Below are 17,390 nucleotides of genomic sequence, written 5' to 3'. Positions count from 1 at the left end.
CGGGGTTTTTCTTTTCCTGTGTGTTCCAGTAAAAACTATTGACATCCCGTCACTCATGACGGTATTTTTGACGGTATAAACAGATTTTGCAAGTTAGATACCGTCAAAACAGTGTTTTCCCCATCAAATTAAGTGGTTGTTCTCTTTGAAAGCCTACGCAAAAGAGATACCGCCACCCGTTGAATGGAGATACCGTCATGCCGCTCACAGATACCGCCATTCGCAACGCCAAGCCCCAAAGTAAGCAGTACAAGCTGACTGATGAGAAGGGAATGTATCTTCTGGTCAACAAGGCCGGGAAATATTTTCGCCTTGATTACCGTTATGCGGGTAAGCGCAAGACCCTTGCCCTTGGTGTTTACCCAGACGTAAAACTTGTTGAGGCAAGAGAAAAGCGTGATCACGCCAGAAAGATGATTGCCAATGGCGTTGATCCTGGGCAGACCCGCAAGGTTCAAAAATCCATACAGATCGAACAGTCTGAAAACAGCTTTGAAGCAGTGGCCAGAGAATGGCATGGGAAATATTCCTCAAACTGGGCGGATAGTCATGCCATGAAAATAATTCGCAGGTTTGAACTGTATATTTTTCCCTGGCTTGGCTCCCGCCCAATATCTGAAATTGCACCGCCGGAGCTTCTTGCGGTCCTTCGCAGAATTGAAAGTCAGGGCATTTTGGAAACATCGCATCGGGCGCAACAGAACTGCGGCCAAGTTTTCCGGTATGCCATAGCAACGGGCAGGGCGGAGCGTGATCCTTCCGCAGACCTGCGAGGCGCATTAACCCCGGCAAAGCATGCACGGATGGCGACCATAACCGATCCAAAAAAAATCGGCGAATTGCTGCGGGCCATTGATAGCTATGAAGGAACACCGGTGGCCAAATGTGCTTTAAAATTGGCCCCATTGGTTTTCGTCCGCCCTGGAGAGCTTCGGCATGCTGAGTGGGCAGAAATTGATCTTGATACGGCCGAGTGGCGTATCCCGGCAGAAAAAATGAAGATGAAAGACCCGCATATCGTCCCTTTATCCTCCCAGGCAGTAGAGGTTTTGACTGAGATTTTGCCGATTACCGGCAAGGGCCGGTATGTCTTTCCAAGCGTCAGAACAAATGCCCGGCCCATGAGTGAGAATACCGTTTTAGCCGCCTTGCGACGCATGGGTTTTACCAAGGAAGAGATGTCCGGTCACGGTTTCAGGGCCATGGCGTCAACCGTCCTGCATGAACAGGGCTGGCCGTCGGATGTTATCGAACGCCAGCTTGCCCATGCAGAACGGAACAGCATCAAAGCCGCCTACAATCATGCTCAACACCTGCCGGAACGTAGGAAGATGATGCAGGCATGGGCCGACTACCTGGAAAAATTAAAAGGTGACCCGGCATGAGCAACAAACAAAGATCCATCAAAAGCAAACTCTTCAAGTTGAGAGAATGGTTGACTGTTTCGGAAGCGGCACGACATTTGTCCAGCGTGTTCTGCGAGGACGTCACCGAGGCGGACGTATTAAGATTGGCTTTGGATGGTCACTTAAAGCTATCTGTAAACTTCGTGAATCCTACCTATGGCAAGTGTGGAAAGCTCATCTCATCTGAAGACAAGGAAAATCTTCCTGCTCACTTTCTTTCACTTTTTGATGGTTTTTCTGAGGAGAAGAAAGATGAGCTGATTGCGGGCTTTATCAAAATGGGTCACTTTGAAAATCAGTTCCTTGACCTTGACGACAAAGTGACAGCAATTGAGGGTGTATGGGATTTGCCCATGGTTTGTGGCCAGCGGTATTGCATTGAAAATGAGTATCAAATGTTGACTGGTGGTCCAGAGGTAGCGCCTCCAATTATTGGTGCTACTTTTGTTGTAAGGGAAGGGGGGCAAGTATGCCGACTTCATGAAAGATTTGACGAACCCATAGAGTATGAAACTGCTCAAGGGGAAAAAAAGAAGGTAGACTTTAAAAATGAAGCTGATCGTTATTATCCCGCTGACGCTACTGGTCTGCCCAGTGATGACAGTGTGCTTGTCGTACGCACCCAGGCATTAATTGATCTGCAAGAGAGGTTGTCACCGGCAGATTCTGACAGAAACACTCCCTTGGATAGTCGGGCCGAAACAACATATCTCAATATCATCGGGGCCATGCTGGAAACCTTTGTCCATAAAGATCATGGCGATGTCAATTTCCCGAGCGAGACAAAGTTGAGGGAGTTTTTAAGCGAGAGATATGCCGGTTTCAAGGGCCTTACGGAAAGAACCCTTGCCGAAAAGTTTGCTGCCGCCAAAAAAACAATCAGGGAGGAATTTGACTGATTTGGCACCGGAGCAAGTTCAATGATTGGAGAAATGCACAATGGCTAACCCTTGGGAATCAGACAGTTGCGAAGAAGTCCGGGCCTATTATTCCGCCTATTATATCCCCCAGGCTGCCGCCTTATGGTGCGGCGTCCCCGCTGAAATGCTGAACCATATTTTGAGCCAGGCGACCGAAACAACCAGAAACGTCTATGCCCATCCAAAAATCTCTTGCCTTGAGCCAAGGTGCCGGGCGATTCATGACGCCATCGACAACAACAAGCTTTCCTGCGGCAGAGAGGGCAAGGGGCGCAATCTGGAATCCGAGGATCATGTCGCGCCTGAGCGGCGGACGGTCTCCCGCCAAGACCTCAAAGAGTGGATCGCCAAGGAGTTCCCTTCTGACAAACCAGAATTTCTTTTCGATGAGATTGAACGTAAAACACACACTGCCATCAATGCCGAATCTTTCAGGGTCTTGCAAGCCGATAGGGATGCCCTTAACCGGCAATTGCAATCTGCCAAGGAATCCATCCAGAAGATGGAAATGGAGAAATATGAAGCTGCCGCCAAAGTGAAACAGTATGAAGAGCGGCTCAAGCACCTGGGGGATGAAATCAACCCCCGTACTGAAAGAACCTATCTCAATATTATTGGCGCACTCCTCGAAGTGACCACCGGCACCTTTAAGGGTGAAAATTTTTCAAGCGAGACCCAGCTTCGTGACTTCATAGCCGAGAAGTTCGATGATCTCCGTGGGGTCAGCGTCAGAAATACGGCTGACATATTCGCTGCCGCAAAAAGGGCGCTCAACGATGACATAGACTGAAAACGCCCTGCCTTTCCCGCCTCTACTTCCTGCCTCTCCCCCTCAGCAGTTCCCCCCCCATCATTGCAATTGCAACGCTGACCGTTGCAACACGCGATGACCGCTTTTTCTCCAGTCATTATAACTACCGCCATAGGCTAACAACATCCATTTTCAATTCATGAGGTATTGCTATGGCGAACACAAACCAAGAGAAACTTTCCATCCTCCGGCGCAAGCAGGTTGAGAAACGCACCGGCTTGTCCCGGTCAACCATTTATCTCCGTATCCAGGAAGGCACTTTCCCGAGACCGATCAACCTGGGAGCGCGTGCTGTTGGCTGGCTGGAAAATGAGATTGAAGCATGGCTGGCTGACAGGCTGGAAGTCCGCAACAACAGCTAATCCCTTTTGCTGGCCGACCATGACGAAAAATATCTGGTTTGACAAAGACCTGCTGCGTTCTACAGCGTTCCGATCCCTGAAAAAGTGGTCGCTTATCGTGTATCTGGATTTTCTCCGTAAGCGGCAGATGGAACCGGTGAAGCGGGGTAAAAGGTCGGATGACTGGCTCATCAAAAACAATGGTGAAATCGTCTATCCATATTCCGAGGCGGAGCGTAAAGGGGTAGGCCGCCGGGAGTTCCGGAACGCCATTGACGAGTTGATGGAGAAAGGATTTCTCGACATCGCCCATCAAGGTTCCGGTGGCCGTTCCGGGGACATGACCAAATATTTCATTGATGACCGCTGGAAAGATTACGGCACCCCTGCATTTCGTCCGGCCAGAAAACCCCGCATAAAAGACACCCGGAAAGCAAGGGGCTGGACAGCTTTTCACGCCAAGAAGAAAAAAACTTCGGTAACAAAATTGATACCTAAAAAGGCTGTTTCGAGTGTCAGTTCTGCTACTCCAGACGGAGAATCCCCAATACTTTCGAGTAACGGAATTGATACCCCAAAACCAAATAGCAAAAAGGTAACAACCGGTAATGTTTGAGAAAATGAGACAAAAGCACTGCAACCCCTTTGGAGTAACATATTTGTCACTATTCTATAGATACCACTGCACTGCAACCTTACCGCAAACAAGAGAGGCGGTCTGAACAATGGCAAAGCGTCATCCAAATCCACGCTTGGTTAAAACTCACCGCAGCTACACAGTGGAAGAGGTGGCCGGTTTGTACGGCATCCATAAAAACACGGTGCGGAACTGGGTCAAGAACGGACTCGCACCCATCGACAGCAAGCGGCCCACCCTCATTCAAGGCAGTGTCCTGGCGGAGTACCTGCAAGACCGGCGGACAAAAAACAAGCAGAAATGCAAGCCGGGAGAACTCTTCTGTGTCCGGTGCCATGTCCCGAGGCCAGCGGCGGAAGATATGGCGGAATATTCACCAGTCAACGAAAAGACCGGCAACCTGATTGCCATTTGTCCGGTCTGTGACACCCTCATGAACCGGAGGGTCAGTTTGGCCAAAATCGGGCAAATCAGAGGCAATATGGACATCACGTTCCCGGAAGAGCTGCAACACATAGTTGATATTACAAAGCCCTCCGTAAACTGTGATTTGAGATAGGGAGTAAAGAACATGACAAAACACAACCCGGCCAATGAGAGAATCAAGCGCAAATATTTTGCCTTTCTGAAAGAAGCCAAGCAGCACAGCGAGCCGACCATTGACGCAGTGGCCAAGGCACTGAACCGGTTCGAGGTTTATTCCAAGTTCCGGGACTTCAAGTATTTCCATGTGGATCAGGCCATTGCCTTTAAAAAGCATCTTGCCGCGCAAAAGGGGCAGCGTTCCGGCGAGAAACTGAGCAAGGCAACTCTGCTTGCCACCTTGAATCAACTGAAGAAATTCTTCAAATGGCTATCCAGAGAACCGGGTTATAAATCCCGTATTCAGTATTCCGATGCCGAGTATTTCAACCTTTCCGACAAAGACACCCGGATCGCCACCGCCAAGCGGCACCAGAAAGCGCCGACCATGAAGCAGATTAAGCATGTTATCAGCACCATGCCCGCCGATACCGAGATTGAAAGACGCAACCGCGCCCTGATCGCATTCACCTTGCTGACCGGGGCACGGGACAGCGCCATTGCCTCAATGAAATTGAAGCACATTGACCTTATTGCCGGGTGTGTCAATCAGGATGCCCGCGAGGTGCAGACGAAATTCAGCAAGACCTTCACCACCTATTTCTTCCCGGTGGGTGAAGAAATTCATGCTATTGTGGCGGAGTGGGTGCGCTATCTCCGGGATGAAAAACTGTGGGGCAATGATGATCCGCTCTTCCCGGCAACCCTCATGAAGGTTGGCGCGTCTTGCCATTTTGAAACCGCCGGGCTGGATCGAAAACACTGGAGCAACGCCTCCCCCATTCGCATCATATTCAAAAATGCCTTCATTGCCGCCGGGCTGCCGTATTTTAACCCGCACAGCTTTAGAAATACCCTCGTCAAACTCGGGCAGGAAATCTGCAAAAGCCCGGAAGAGTTCAAGGCATGGAGCCAGAACCTGGGCCATGAGAAGGTTCTGACAACCTTTCTGAGTTATGGTGAGGTTGCTTGCCAACGTCAGGGGGAAATCATTCAAAATCTGGCAAAGCCGCAAGAAAATATGTCTACGGGCGCCGATGAAATAGTCGAAGCGCTTTTTAAACGATTAAACCAAGCAAATATGGTCGACAAATAAAGGGAGGAGACTTCTATACTGAGGAATCAGTACCGTTGATTTCAAGTAACGACTCACGTATTTCGTATAGGTTGCTCCCTTCCGGCATTTCATTTCTTATCAGCCAAATAAGCCAATGGTTCAGCACCTCAAGAGCCTCATCGGATAGAACATAATCAGTCAGTTCATACGATTTATAATGCCTTCCCAAGGGTTGAATATGGTCAAATTTTAGTATGGATTCTCGTGGGGGATTATTTATGGGGAGTCTTTCCCACATATATTGGGGATATTCACATCTCTGGATTCGTTCAACCAAAGCCCCATGCCATCCAGCCCTTAAATCGGTCTCTTCAGAACCATAGTATGGAGCAACCAACATGGTTGGGGCTGTCTGCCATTTTGGTTTGCTGCCAGGCCGCAGCGTCTTCGGGACTTCTGGCCCGCCAAGGCTTACAACCACAACCGGCCTTTTTTTTGCCCGATATACAAATTTTCTTTCACCCGGAAAATCTTGCAGAGCAGCGGTGGGTAGCTTTGGGTTTGGTGGGGGATTGGCAACACTGAAATCTTCGATACGGTAATTGATTTTATCATGTACAGTGGCTTCAGCCCTGCTCTCTGGTATCAGAACATTCGGGATAAGGTCAGTGTGCGGGACAAAGGCCCTTAATAAACGGCCTATGCAAAGTTCCTTGTTCTTGTTTACTGTCCACCAAGGTGATGTCTCAGTATGAAAAAAAGACTGTAGGGTGCCATCTTCATACATGCGGTTCACTTCGGGCCGGAGACTTCCAGACTGAATCGGATACCGTCAGCTCACCCTTTTCACTACAGAGCGGTTCCCCTGCTAGGCTGTCAAGCCACTCCTGTCCTTTCCAGAAGAGTTCATCATATCGAGGGGGAGTAGGTTTGACAAATCCAGCCTGGCCACTTTTTTTCTTGTCTGCGATTTTTGCCTGAATTTTTTCTTTCAAGTCCCGGAAAGCCTGTTTCCGTTTTTTCTGTTGCTTGGCGGACAGTTTCGGAGGCTGGTATTCTTTCAGCTCTTCGTATTCTTTTTTTTGCTGTTCGTACTGTTGTGCGGCAATATCGAAAGGCAATGTCTCGCCTGGCGCGGCATGACGCATTGGTATTGTAGAGTAGACGTGATCAAGAAGGTCATAGGTATCTGTTGTGAATTGCCTGAAACTTCCGTTGATGGCAAACACAACAGTAGAAGGAAGCTGTTTGCCCAGTTGGTCTGTCAAGTGTCCATCGTCAACGGACCAGCGGTCAAAATCATCATATGGGGTGTCGGTTATTGTCCTTTTGTGGCCACCTATGGCCTGGCAGGCAGGATCAATTCTCTGGAAAAGCCCTTCATCCCATGGGCCGAAATGATGAAATCGCCAGGGGATGCCGGTGAATGTTTCACCCCCATGGCGCATGGCATAGGCAAGATCAGCAAGATAAACGTACTTGATAATATGGATACGTCCGACCCCTTTGTCTTCGTAGTCGCCCCAGCCTTGGGCTGCGACAGAAAGAATGTATTGAATAAGGAGGTCTACCCGTTTTTGATCCATGAGAATTTCACTTAAGCAGTATTTGGTTTGTTGATCTACTCTTATAATATAATATTTCGGCTGGAGAATGAAAGTTGATTAATCCGGCAGATCAAAAGCGACAAAAAAGAAAACCTATTACCATATCCAGGTGGTAAATTCAAATCCATCGTCAATTTCAGGTGAATGTCAGGCAATTTTCTTGAGAATTATACAGGCAGTTGGTACATAACATCATTGTTCTAAATTTTATCGTTATTTTATGGGGTTATTCAAACGAAACTCCCTGGTTTTGGTGAGGGCAAGACATAATGGCAAAAAATACGGCCAATAAGAAGCAGAAGAGCGTTGAGGATAACCTTTGGGATTCGGCCAATAAGCTCCGGGGGAATGTCGAACCGTCGGAGTACAAGCATGTGGTACTCTCTCTCATCTTCCTCAAGTTTGCCAGCGACAAGTTTGAGGAGCGGCGGCAGGAGTTGATCCGCGAGGGCAAGGAGAAGTACATCGACATGGTGGAGTTTTACACCATGAAGAACGTCTTCTTCCTGCCGGAGGAGTCCCGCTGGAGTTATATCAAGAAGCACGCCAAGCAGGATGACATTGCCATCAAGATCGACACCGCCCTCTTTACGGTGGAGAAAACCAACAAGGCCCTCAAGGGCGCTTTGCCGGACAACTACTTTTCCCGCCTTGACCTGGATGTCAGCAAGCTGGCGGCCCTTATTGACACCATCAACAATATCCACACCATCAAGGACAAGCAGCAGGACATTGTTGGCCGGGTGTATGAATATTTCCTGAGTAAGTTTGCGCTGGCCGAGGGCAAGGGCAAGGGCGAGTTCTATACCCCCAAGAGCATTGTTAATCTGATTGCCGAGATGATTGAGCCGTACAAGGGCAAGATATATGACCCCTGCTGCGGTTCCGGCGGCATGTTCGTGCAGTCCATGAAGTTTGTCGAGAACCACCAGGGCAACCAGAAAGATATTTCCATCTATGGGCAGGAAGGCACGTCAACCACTCTCAAGCTTGCCAAGATGAACCTGGCTATACGCGGTATTGCCGCTAAGTTGGGGGATAAAGGAGACGACTCTTTTTCCAAGGATCAGAACCCTGATCTCAAGGCCGACTACATCATGGCCAATCCACCTTTTAACCAGAAGGACTGGCGGGCCGCCGATGAACTGACCGATGATCCCCGCTGGGCAGGCTACGAGGTGCCGCCGACCGGCAATGCAAACTATGGCTGGATTCTGCACATGGTTTCCAAGCTCTCGGAAAACGGGGTGGCCGGTTTCATTCTGGCCAACGGTGCGCTTTCCGGTGGTAACACCGAAAAAGCAATCCGCCAAAAGATGATTGAGAACCATCTGGTTGAGGCGATCATGGTTCTGCCCATGCGAATGTTCTACACCACAGACATTAGCGTCACCCTCTGGATTCTGAACAAGAACAAAAAAGCCCGTACCGTTGAACATGGTGATATTTCAAGGCATTACCGAGACCGGGAAGATGAAATTCTGTTTATGGATTTGAGGAAATGGGGTGAACCGTTCGAGAAGAAGTATGTGCAGTTTTCCGAGCAGCATATCCATGACATTGCCAAGACCTATCACACCTGGCAGCAGGCTATTGCCGATCAGGAATATGGAAATGTGCCGGAATATTGTTACTCCGCCCATATTGATGAAGTCCGCAACAAGGACTATTCGCTGGTTCCCAGTAAATATATTGAGTTTATTAACCGGGATGAGAATATTGATTTTGACGAAAAGATGGCCGGATTGCAGGCTGTGATCAACGAACTGCTGAAAGCCGAAGAGGATTCAAAAAAAGAACTACTGACTGTGTTCAAAGAGCTGGGTTATGAGATCAGGTTATAAGCGCATCGGCAAATATGTAAAACAGGGCCTGTAAAGAATTTTGTGTAAATGGTTTTCATTTTTAATTTTCAATATGCAGGCATTCTGTCGCCGAACAAGATTGAAAAGCGGTTCAAGGCAGCCTTCCAGTCTCTGATTGGCATAGTCCATTTTTTGGCGATATTGTTCAGCGCCATGTAAAGCAGTTTAAGCATCGACTCGTCATTGGGAAATGAACCCCGGTTCTTGGTAACTTTGCGCAGTGACATGTTCAACGACTCAATAGCATTGGTGGTATATATCACCTTGCGTATCTCGGGCGAATACGCAAAAAATGGGGTGATTCTTTCCCAATTTCTTCGCCAGGATTGGCCGATGGACGGATGCGTTTTGTCCCATTTTTCTTCAAAGGTCATCAGTTCCATTTCGGCCTGCTCGGCTGTTGGCGATTGGTAAATGGCCTTGAGATCCGCAGCCACCTCTTTGCGCTGTTTCCATGAGACATATTTCAGGGAATTGCGCACCATGTGGACGAGACAGAGCTGGACCTGGGTGAAGGGGAAAACCGTCTCAATGGCTTCAGGAAAACCCTTGAGGCCATCGACGCAGGCAATGAAAATATCCTGCACGCCACGGTTTCTTAGCTCAGTCACTACCTGCAACCAGAACTTGGCGCCCTCGTTTTCGGCAACCCACATTCCCAGGACATCCTTGACGCCGTCCATGGTGATGCCAATAGCCAGATAGACCGCCTTGTTCTTAACATGCCCATTGTCGCGCACCTTAACCCGGATAGCGTCCATGTAAACAATGGGATAAATGGGGTCCAACGGGCGATTTTGCCAAACTTTAACCTCGTCAGCAACGGCATCGGTGACCGTTGAAATCAGGGTGGGAGAGACATCAACTCCGTAAATGTCTTCCAAGTGCCCCTGAATCTCCCTGGTAGTCATCCCTCGGGAGTAGAGAGAGATAATCTTGTCGTCAAAGCCGGGAAAGCGGGTTTGCCCTTTGGGAATGATGACCGGATCGAAACTGCTGTCGCGGTCGCGCGGGACCTCAATCGGCATTTTACCGAAGTCGCCCTTGATGGTCTTTGCAGAGTTACCATTTCGGGCATTACCGCCTTTGGTGACGATGGTTCCATGTTTTTCGTGGCCCAGGTGGACGGTCATTTCCGCCTGTAACGCCCGCTCCAGTAAGGCCTTGGTGAGCTGCTTGAGCAGCCCGTTTTCACCGATCAGTTCTTCGGGCTTCTGGTAATTGTAGTCGGCAAGTAAACGATCCAAAATTTCTTTATCAATGGCCATATGAGCTCCTTTTTAAAGGGTAGTTTTTTGACTTACTCAGTCATAGCCATTTACACAAACTATTTTACACCCTCGTAAAACAGGTAAATGCCCGGAATAAAGACCTGTCTGTCACAACCCTCCAGGGTGTCAGCATCAATAAAGAGTTCATGCCTTCTGTGGCCAATGTCCATGGAACGGATTTATCCAAATACAAGGTGGTAGCCCGTAAGCAGTTTGCCTTTAACCCCATGCATGTTGGCCGTGATGAGGTATTGCCTATCAGTATGCTCGAAGAGAAGGAAAGCGTCATCGTTTCTCCTGCCTATGTTGTCTTTGAAATCAAAGATGAGAATGAGTTGCTGCCGGAATATCTGATGATGTGGTGCAGGCGTCCCGAATTTGACCGCAATGCATGGTTCACGACAGACAGCAGCGTACGGGGCGGCTTTAGTTGGAACGACTTCTGTGAAATGGAAATTCCTGTGCCATCCCCGGAAAAACAGCGGGAGATTGTCAAGGAGTACCACACCATTGTTGGACGGATCAGGCTCAACGAACAGCTCAACCAAAAGCTGGAAGAGACCGCCCAGGCCATTTACAAGCAGTGGTTTGTGGATTTTGAGTTCCCCATTTCCGCCGAGTATGTCGCAGCCATCGGCAAACCGGAACTGGAAGGCAAGCCCTATAAATCCAGCGGCGGCGAGATGGTTTACAATGATGAACTGGATCAGGAGATTCCGCAGGGTTGGTCGGCTGGACTGTTGGAAAAAATGATAAAGTTCAAAAATGGAAAATCAAGACCATTGGATGAGGGGAATTTTCCTATCTACGGAGGGAATGGGATATTAGGTTTTGCGAATAAATCAAACAATGACAATGTTGTTGCAATAGGACGTGTAGGTGCTTATTGCGGCAGTTTATACAGAGTTCCTGGCAAATGTTGGATCAGTGACAACGCAATCTGTGCGAAATCATTAAACCAGCAAAATATGTTTTGTTTTCACACTCTCAAAAGTCTTAACCTTAATGAGAGAAGTGAAGGGACAGGACAACCTTTATTAACTCAAAATTTATTGAATAGTATTGTCACAATTTTTCCTGTCGAAGATATTGTCGAGGAATTTGAGAAGGTATCAACGGCACTGTTTCAGCATCTTTATTTAAAAGAAGGAGAACAAAACATATTAAACACATTGAATGGTATCCTTCTTTCAAAAATGACCAGGATGGCAGCCTAATGAAATTCACTGAAGAACGCTTAGAACAGGCGATTATCGAGCTTCTTGAAGGAGAGGGCTATCCCCATGTCCTTGGCCAGGGCATTGCCCGCGATCCTGCCGACGTTCTCATCAAGGAAGACCTGCGAACCTTCCTGGCCACTCAATACAAAGCCGACAACATCACCCCCGGCGAGATAGAATTCATTGTCCGCAAGCTGGAGACCTTCCCCGCTTCCGATTTGTACGAGAGCAACAAGGCCATCATGAAAATGGTCTCGGACGGTTTTCTGCTCAAAAGGGAAGACCGCAGCAAGAAAGACCTCTATGTCCAGCTTATCGACTACAGACAACTGACAGCATTCCGCACCCCGGAAGCCTCTGAACTGGCAACCGTAGTTGCCGAGCAGCCTGCCGTCTACCATGCAGGCAATAATATCTTTAAAATCGTTAATCAGCTTGAAATTACCGGATATGAAAAGCGCATCCCGGACGGTATTCTTTATATCAACGGCCTGCCTTTGGTGGTTTTTGAGTTCAAGAGCGCCATCCGGGAAGAGGCCACCATCCATGACGCCTATGTGCAGTTGACGGTGCGTTACCGGCGGGACATCCCGGAACTGTTCAAATACAACGCCATTTGCGTGATCAGCGACGGGGTGAACAACAAGGCCGGTTCCTTCTTTGCTCAATACGAATTTTTCTATGCCTGGCGCAAAACCGATGGCGGCGATCTGGTTGAAAAGGATGGTATCGACTCGCTCTTCACCATGATCAAGGGTCTGTTCAACCAAGACCGGCTGCGGGACATTATCCGCAACTTTATCTATTTTCCGGACACATCCAAAAAGGATGAAAAAATCCTCTGCCGGTATCCCCAGTATTACGCGGCCAACAAGCTCTATCAGAATATCAAGGCGCACCGCCGCCCGGAGGGGGACGGCAAGGGCGGCACCTATTTCGGGGCCACCGGCTGCGGCAAGAGCTTTACCATGCTCTTTCTGACCCGGCTTTTGATGAAAAGCGTTGATTTCGCCAGCCCCACCATTGTGCTGATTACCGACCGCACCGACCTGGATGATCAACTTTCCGCCCAATTCACCAATGGCAAGGGGTATATCGGTGATGACTCAGTGATCAGTGTTGAGAACCGGGGGCATCTGCGGGAACTTTTGAAAGGCCGGAACAGCGGCGGCGTTTTCCTGACTACCATCCACAAGTTCACCGAGGACACGGAACTCTTAACCGACCGGGACAATGTGATCTGCATATCCGATGAGGCGCATAGGAGCCAGGTCAATCTTGATCAGAAGGTGCGTATCACAGAAAAGAACGGTGTGAAGTCGGTGAGCAAAACCTATGGCTTTGCCAAGTATCTGCATGATTCCCTGCCTAATGCCACCTATGTCGGCTTTACCGGCACCCCCATCGACGCGACCCTTGATGTGTTCGGCGAAGTGGTGGACGCCTACACCATGACCGAATCGGTTGCCGATGAAATCACCGTGCGCATTGTATATGAAGGCCGGGCCGCCAAGGTGTTGCTTGATAATTCCAAATTGCAGGAGATTGAAGAGTATTACGCCCAGTGTGCTGAAGAGGGGGCTAGCGAATACCAGATTGAAGAGAGCAAGAAGGCCAATGCCCAGATGAACTCTATCCTGGGCGACCCTGACCGGATCAAGGCCCTGGCTGATGATTTTGTGAAGCATTATGAGGCGCGGGTGAGCGAAGGCGCGACAGTCAAGGGCAAGGCCATGTTTGTTTGCTCAAGCCGTTTCATTGCCTGGGATTTCTACAAGGCGGTTATTGCGCTGCGGCCTGAATGGGCAGATGTGAAGGTATGCGAGGAAGGCGTGGAACTCTCCGAGAAGGAGAAAAAAGAGATCAAGCCCATGGAGCGGTTCAAGATGATCATGACCCGTGGCCAGGATGATCCTAAAGAGCTGTATGACATGCTCGGCACCAAGGACTATCGCAAAGAACTGGACCGACAGTTCAAGAACGGGAAATCAAACTTCAAGATTGCCATTGTGGTGGATATGTGGCTCACCGGTTTTGATGTGCCGTTTCTGGATACCATGTATATCGACAAGCCCATCCAGCGGCACAACCTGATCCAGACCATCTCCCGCGTTAACCGCAAGTTTGAGAGCAAGGAAAAGGGGCTGGTGGTGGACTATATCGGTATCAAACGCCAGATGAATCAGGCCCTGGCCCAGTATTCCAAAACCGACAGCTCAAACTTTGAAGAGGTAGAGCAGTCCATTGTGGTGGTCAAAGACCATCTTGATCTGCTGGCCAAGGTGTTCCACAAGTTTGACAAGAAACCATATTTCAGCGGCGCTCCGCTTGAACAGTTGCATTGCCTCAACATGGCGGCTGAGTTTGCCATGATCACCGATACCCAGGAAAAGCGGTTCATGTATCTGGTAAAGCGGTTGAAGGCTGCCTATGACATCTGCTGCGGCTCGGACGCCTTCAGCCAGGATGAGCGTGACCATATCCATTTTTATCTGGCTGTCCGTTCCATTGTCTTCAAGCTGACCAAGGGCGACGCCCCGGACACGGCACAGATGAACGCCAAGGTTCGGGAGATGATCAAGGAGGCCATCAAGAGCGATGGGGTGGAAGAGATATTCAAGATGGGAAAAGATGGGGGCAAGGAGCATGACCTGTTTGATGACGATTACCTTGCCAAGATAGAAAAGATCAAGCTGCCCAACACGAAAATTAAAATCCTGCAACAGCTCTTGGCCAAGGCCATTGGCGATTTCAAGAAGGTAAACAAGATCAAGGGTATCGACTTTTCAAAGAAGCTCAAGGCGCTGGTGGAGCGGTACAATGAGCGCAAGGAACAGGATGTATTGGTAAGTGAAGTGCTGGATGATTTCACCAATGAGATTTACGACCTGATTCAGGCGTTAAGAAAGGAGAAAGAGTCATTTGCCGACCTGGGCATTGATTTTGAGGAAAAGGCGTTCTATGACATCCTGAAGGCCCTGGCGCATAAGTATGATTTTGAATACCCGGAAGACAAACTTCTGCACCTGGCCAAGGAGGTTAAAGTTATAGTTGATGACAAGGCCAAGTATACCGACTGGGACGCCCGCGATGACATTAAAGCCGAGCTGAAGGCAGACCTGATTATCCTTCTTGCCGAGAATGACTACCCGCCGGTTGACCGTGATGAGGTGTATAAAGAAATTTTCGAGCAGGCGGAGAATTTTAAGAGGTTTCAGGGGGCCGGGGCTTCGGCAGGGGATAGAATTTAACGAAAGAAGGATAAATGACAGTCTTGTTGGTTTTCTTTCCATCTAAATGATGAGAATAATATAAAATAGAGTATAGTTTGTATTAATATTTGGTCGCATATTTTACGCTAATTCCAGAAAGAAATGTCGGATAACCTTAATCCTCTAAAAGCCCTGATCTTTAGAATTGTTCACATGGACAACGTTCAGTGGATTCTTAGACATGGTATGTATTGCCGTAATTCTTCTATTCAGGATTTGGAATACCGAACCATAGGAAATCCTGAGCTAATTAATAAGCGACAATATCGGGATGTGCCGATCAATCCTGGCGGAACATTAAGTGACTACATTCCTTTTTACTTCACACCATTTTCGCCGATGATGTACAATATTAAAACAGGGTATGCTGGCATTACAAAGGTGCCTAATGAAAAAGTGGTTATTTTTGTTTCTAGCTTGCATAAGTTGAACCAAATGGAGAACCCGTTTGTCTTTACCGACCGGCACGCATATCTTTTAAGCGCTCAATTTTATAGCGAATTAGTTGACCTGGAACGAATCGATTGGCCTTTGTTGCAGAGTAGGAATTTCCAAAGAGACCCTGATGATCCTGGTAAACTTGAACGGTACCAAGCTGAAGCCTTGATTTATCAGCATTTGCCGATTGAGAAATTCATTGGGGCTGTTTGTTACACAGATCAGGGGCTGAACCATATTCAAAAACTAGCCAATGGCAGTGGTATTGATCTGCAGGTTAAAAAACTTCCTGGGTGGTATTTCTAATGATACGGTTTACTAAAGGAAACTTACTTAAAGCTGAGGCTGAAGCATTAGTTAATACGGTTAATACCGTAGGTGTTATGGGAAAAGGTATAGCTTTGATGTTTAAGGAAGCATTCCCCGAAAATACCAAGCAATATGAAGCGGCTTGTAAGGCAAAAAAAGTTGATGTCGGACAAATGTTTGTCGTCAGAAACGCTCAATTGTTTGGGCCGAAATGGATAATCAATTTCCCCACAAAAAAACATTGGCGGCATCCAACCAAGATGGAATGGGTTGCTCAAGGCCTGTTAGACTTGCATCGTGTAATTATTGAAAATCAAATCAAATCAATCGCTATCCCTCCTTTGGGATGTGGGAATGGAGGGCTAGATTGGAACGATGTGCGCGATGAAATTGTGGATGTTTTGTCAGATATAGAAAATGTTGAGATTATTGTTTTTGAGCCTATAAAAAAATACCAGAATGTTGCAAAAAAGACAGGGGTCCAGAAGCTAACGCCTGCACGAGCTTTAGTGGCAGAATTAATAAGACAATATTGGATACTCGGCATAGAATGTACTCTGTTAGAAATTCAGAAACTTGCCTGGTTTTTGGAACGGAATATTGAAAAGTGTGCTCCGGACAACCCTCTTGATCTGCGATTTGAAGCAAATAAATTCGGGCCGTTTGCGACTAGATTAAATCACCTGCTTAATGCTTTAGATGGAAGTTACCTGCATTGCGACAAACGAATTGCTGATGCCGGGCCTATGGATGTAATTTGGTTTGATGACAAAAAGAAAGACTACTTGAAGACTTATTTGAAAAGTGTTGCCGTTAAGCCCTATGTGAAAGCGTTGGAGACAACTTCCCAAATTATCGACGGTTTTGAGTCACCTTTGGGTATGGAATTATTGGCTACGGTAGATTGGTTGATAGAAAAAAACAAATGCGCAGCAACACTAGATGAAATAAAGAAGGGCTTACAACAATGGCCGGGAGGGCCTGAAGCCGGGCAAAGAAAGATGAAAGTTTTCAATGATAGATTGATAAAAATTGCTTTAGATCGATTAACTGCTACGAATAATGCGTGTCTGGGAAATGCTATGAATTAAAACGCAGCGAAATGGATTTGACGGTATTTATGACGGTATTCCCAGAATAACAAATAAAAAAATTATTTAATTTCAATTAGTTACAGAAACAACTCAAGTCCCTGCATCCCACCATATACGAAAACCCTCTGATATTCTCTTTTGGTATCAGAGGGTTTTTTATTTGCAAGTCGTACGAAAAGCCACCCCTTCCTTTTTTCCTGAACAAATTCTCAATGTAAGCGGTAATCAAACCCCACTTGGCACTTCCGGCAAGACCAGATCCGCCGACTTGAGGCGGTAAAGTGGACCCCTGAGTCAAGACAAAAAAACACAGAGTTTAAGCTGCACATTTGACTTCATCCACAGCTGGACGGCGCTGTCCCGATTTGATCTTTTCTGGTGCTGCCTGTTCAGTTTTCTTTTCTCTGTCTGGGAATCTGTCCACGATCAACGCCCCGCCGTGCTTTGCGAACCGGTACGCAACATCTGGCGTCTTTTGCCCTAGTACAATGTAAAATTTAAGTTTTCGTATTTTTGCGTGATATTTGTTATAGTCGTCTTCAAAATACAAGGAGGACGAC

15 protein-coding genes and 1 pseudogene are annotated in these 17,390 nt (G+C 47.8%); 12 read left to right on the top strand and 4 right to left on the bottom strand.

Translation table 11 applies throughout. The annotated features are described in order from the left end of the window. Positions 1–197 precede the first annotated feature (197 nt). From BM485_15475 to BM485_15445, 7 genes are all read left to right on the top strand, one after another. Entirely contained in the window at positions 198–1,385 is a 1,188-nt protein-coding gene (locus tag BM485_15475) for an integrase (protein ID OKY74019.1), read from the top strand. Further along, positions 1,382–2,305 carry a hypothetical protein gene (locus tag BM485_15470; protein OKY74018.1) on the top strand — a complete coding sequence of 308 codons (924 nt, stop codon included), beginning with the start codon at positions 1,382–1,384 and terminating at the stop codon, positions 2,303–2,305. The genes BM485_15475 and BM485_15470 overlap by 4 nt, the downstream gene beginning before the upstream one ends. A 40-nt stretch (positions 2,306–2,345) precedes the next feature. Continuing rightward, a complete protein-coding gene (locus tag BM485_15465; GenBank protein OKY74017.1) occupies positions 2,346–3,116 on the top strand; it encodes a hypothetical protein in 771 nt (256 codons plus the stop codon). A gap of 173 nt (positions 3,117–3,289) precedes the next feature. Further along, positions 3,290–3,499, top strand: a complete 210-nt coding sequence (locus BM485_15460) for an AlpA family transcriptional regulator (GenBank protein OKY74016.1) — start codon at positions 3,290–3,292, stop codon at positions 3,497–3,499. 19 nt (positions 3,500–3,518) lie between these two features. Then, positions 3,519–4,094, top strand: a complete 576-nt coding sequence (locus tag BM485_15455) for a hypothetical protein (protein ID OKY74015.1) — start codon at positions 3,519–3,521, stop codon at positions 4,092–4,094. 109 nt (positions 4,095–4,203) lie between these two features. Next, positions 4,204–4,674, top strand: coding sequence for a DNA-binding protein (locus tag BM485_15450; GenBank protein OKY74014.1), 471 nt, complete (start codon positions 4,204–4,206; stop codon positions 4,672–4,674). Between the two features lie 12 nt (positions 4,675–4,686). After that, positions 4,687–5,793, top strand: coding sequence for a recombinase XerC (locus BM485_15445; protein ID OKY74013.1), 1,107 nt, complete (start codon positions 4,687–4,689; stop codon positions 5,791–5,793). Positions 5,794–5,806: 13 nt separating this feature from the next. On the opposite strand, the gene BM485_15440 is transcribed toward BM485_15445, so the two are convergent. Together BM485_15440 and BM485_15435 are read right to left on the bottom strand one after the other, a co-directional pair. After that, positions 5,807–6,541: a hypothetical protein gene (locus BM485_15440; GenBank protein OKY74012.1), complete on the bottom strand. Its 735-nt coding sequence runs from the start codon at positions 6,539–6,541 to the stop codon at positions 5,807–5,809. Further along, a complete protein-coding gene (locus tag BM485_15435) occupies positions 6,534–7,340 on the bottom strand; it encodes a hypothetical protein (GenBank protein OKY74011.1) in 807 nt (268 codons plus the stop codon). Before BM485_15435 ends, BM485_15440 begins: the two co-directional genes overlap by 8 nt. Before the next feature lie 290 nt (positions 7,341–7,630). Here BM485_15435 and BM485_15430 point away from each other — a divergent pair, with 290 nt between their 5' ends. Continuing rightward, positions 7,631–9,205 (top strand): DNA methyltransferase, encoded by a 1,575-nt coding sequence (locus tag BM485_15430; GenBank protein ID OKY74010.1) that lies wholly within the window; start codon positions 7,631–7,633, stop codon positions 9,203–9,205. A gap of 68 nt (positions 9,206–9,273) precedes the next feature. Here the strand turns inward: BM485_15430 and BM485_15425 are convergent, their stop codons facing one another. Next, on the bottom strand, positions 9,274–10,494 hold the full coding sequence (locus BM485_15425; protein ID OKY74009.1) for an IS256 family transposase: 1,221 nt from the start codon (positions 10,492–10,494) through the stop codon (positions 9,274–9,276). Positions 10,495–10,538: 44 nt separating this feature from the next. Between BM485_15425 and BM485_15420 the strand changes: the two are divergent. The 4 genes and pseudogenes from BM485_15420 (at position 10,539) to BM485_15405 (ending at position 16,827) form a co-directional block, all read left to right on the top strand. Continuing rightward, positions 10,539–11,714 (top strand): annotated as a pseudogene (locus tag BM485_15420) (hypothetical protein). Then, positions 11,714–14,968 (top strand): type I restriction endonuclease, encoded by a 3,255-nt coding sequence (locus BM485_15415; GenBank protein ID OKY74008.1) that lies wholly within the window; start codon positions 11,714–11,716, stop codon positions 14,966–14,968. The pseudogene BM485_15420 and the gene BM485_15415 overlap by 1 nt, the downstream one beginning before the upstream one ends. Positions 14,969–15,091: 123 nt before the next feature. After that, on the top strand, positions 15,092–15,733 hold the full coding sequence (locus tag BM485_15410; GenBank protein ID OKY74007.1) for a hypothetical protein: 642 nt from the start codon (positions 15,092–15,094) through the stop codon (positions 15,731–15,733). Beyond that, a complete protein-coding gene (locus BM485_15405) occupies positions 15,733–16,827 on the top strand; it encodes an Appr-1-p processing protein (GenBank protein ID OKY74006.1) in 1,095 nt (364 codons plus the stop codon). The genes BM485_15410 and BM485_15405 overlap by 1 nt, the downstream gene beginning before the upstream one ends. 319 nt (positions 16,828–17,146) lie before the next feature. On the opposite strand, the gene BM485_15400 is transcribed toward BM485_15405, so the two are convergent. After that, positions 17,147–17,390, bottom strand: a 244-nt coding sequence (locus BM485_15400) for a hypothetical protein (protein ID OKY74005.1), incomplete at its 5' end; no start/stop codon positions are given.

The organism is Desulfobulbaceae bacterium DB1 (assembly GCA_001914235.1).
Classification (GTDB): domain Bacteria; phylum Desulfobacterota; class Desulfobulbia; order Desulfobulbales; family SURF-16; genus DB1.
The sequence above is the reverse complement of the archived record's forward strand: the minus strand, read 5'-3'. Positions and strand labels throughout refer to the sequence as shown.

What these genes read in the sequence shown, in the direction of transcription:
- BM485_15405 (OKY74006.1), top strand. Translation starts at nt 15,733, where the DNA reads ATGATACGGTTTACTAAAGGAAACTTACTTAAAGCTGAGGCTGAAGCA.
- BM485_15460 (OKY74016.1), top strand. Translation starts at nt 3,290, where the DNA reads ATGGCGAACACAAACCAAGAGAAACTTTCCATCCTCCGGCGCAAGCAG.
- BM485_15440 (OKY74012.1), bottom strand. Translation starts at nt 6,541, where the DNA reads ATGTATGAAGATGGCACCCTACAGTCTTTTTTTCATACTGAGACATCA.
- BM485_15425 (OKY74009.1), bottom strand. Translation starts at nt 10,494, where the DNA reads ATGGCCATTGATAAAGAAATTTTGGATCGTTTACTTGCCGACTACAAT.
- BM485_15435 (OKY74011.1), bottom strand. Translation starts at nt 7,340, where the DNA reads ATGGATCAAAAACGGGTAGACCTCCTTATTCAATACATTCTTTCTGTC.
- BM485_15430 (OKY74010.1), top strand. Translation starts at nt 7,631, where the DNA reads ATGGCAAAAAATACGGCCAATAAGAAGCAGAAGAGCGTTGAGGATAAC.
- BM485_15410 (OKY74007.1), top strand. Translation starts at nt 15,092, where the DNA reads ATGTCGGATAACCTTAATCCTCTAAAAGCCCTGATCTTTAGAATTGTT.
- BM485_15450 (OKY74014.1), top strand. Translation starts at nt 4,204, where the DNA reads ATGGCAAAGCGTCATCCAAATCCACGCTTGGTTAAAACTCACCGCAGC.
- BM485_15415 (OKY74008.1), top strand. Translation starts at nt 11,714, where the DNA reads ATGAAATTCACTGAAGAACGCTTAGAACAGGCGATTATCGAGCTTCTT.
- BM485_15470 (OKY74018.1), top strand. Translation starts at nt 1,382, where the DNA reads ATGAGCAACAAACAAAGATCCATCAAAAGCAAACTCTTCAAGTTGAGA.
- BM485_15445 (OKY74013.1), top strand. Translation starts at nt 4,687, where the DNA reads ATGACAAAACACAACCCGGCCAATGAGAGAATCAAGCGCAAATATTTT.
- BM485_15475 (OKY74019.1), top strand. Translation starts at nt 198, where the DNA reads ATGCCGCTCACAGATACCGCCATTCGCAACGCCAAGCCCCAAAGTAAG.
- BM485_15465 (OKY74017.1), top strand. Translation starts at nt 2,346, where the DNA reads ATGGCTAACCCTTGGGAATCAGACAGTTGCGAAGAAGTCCGGGCCTAT.
- BM485_15455 (OKY74015.1), top strand. Translation starts at nt 3,519, where the DNA reads ATGACGAAAAATATCTGGTTTGACAAAGACCTGCTGCGTTCTACAGCG.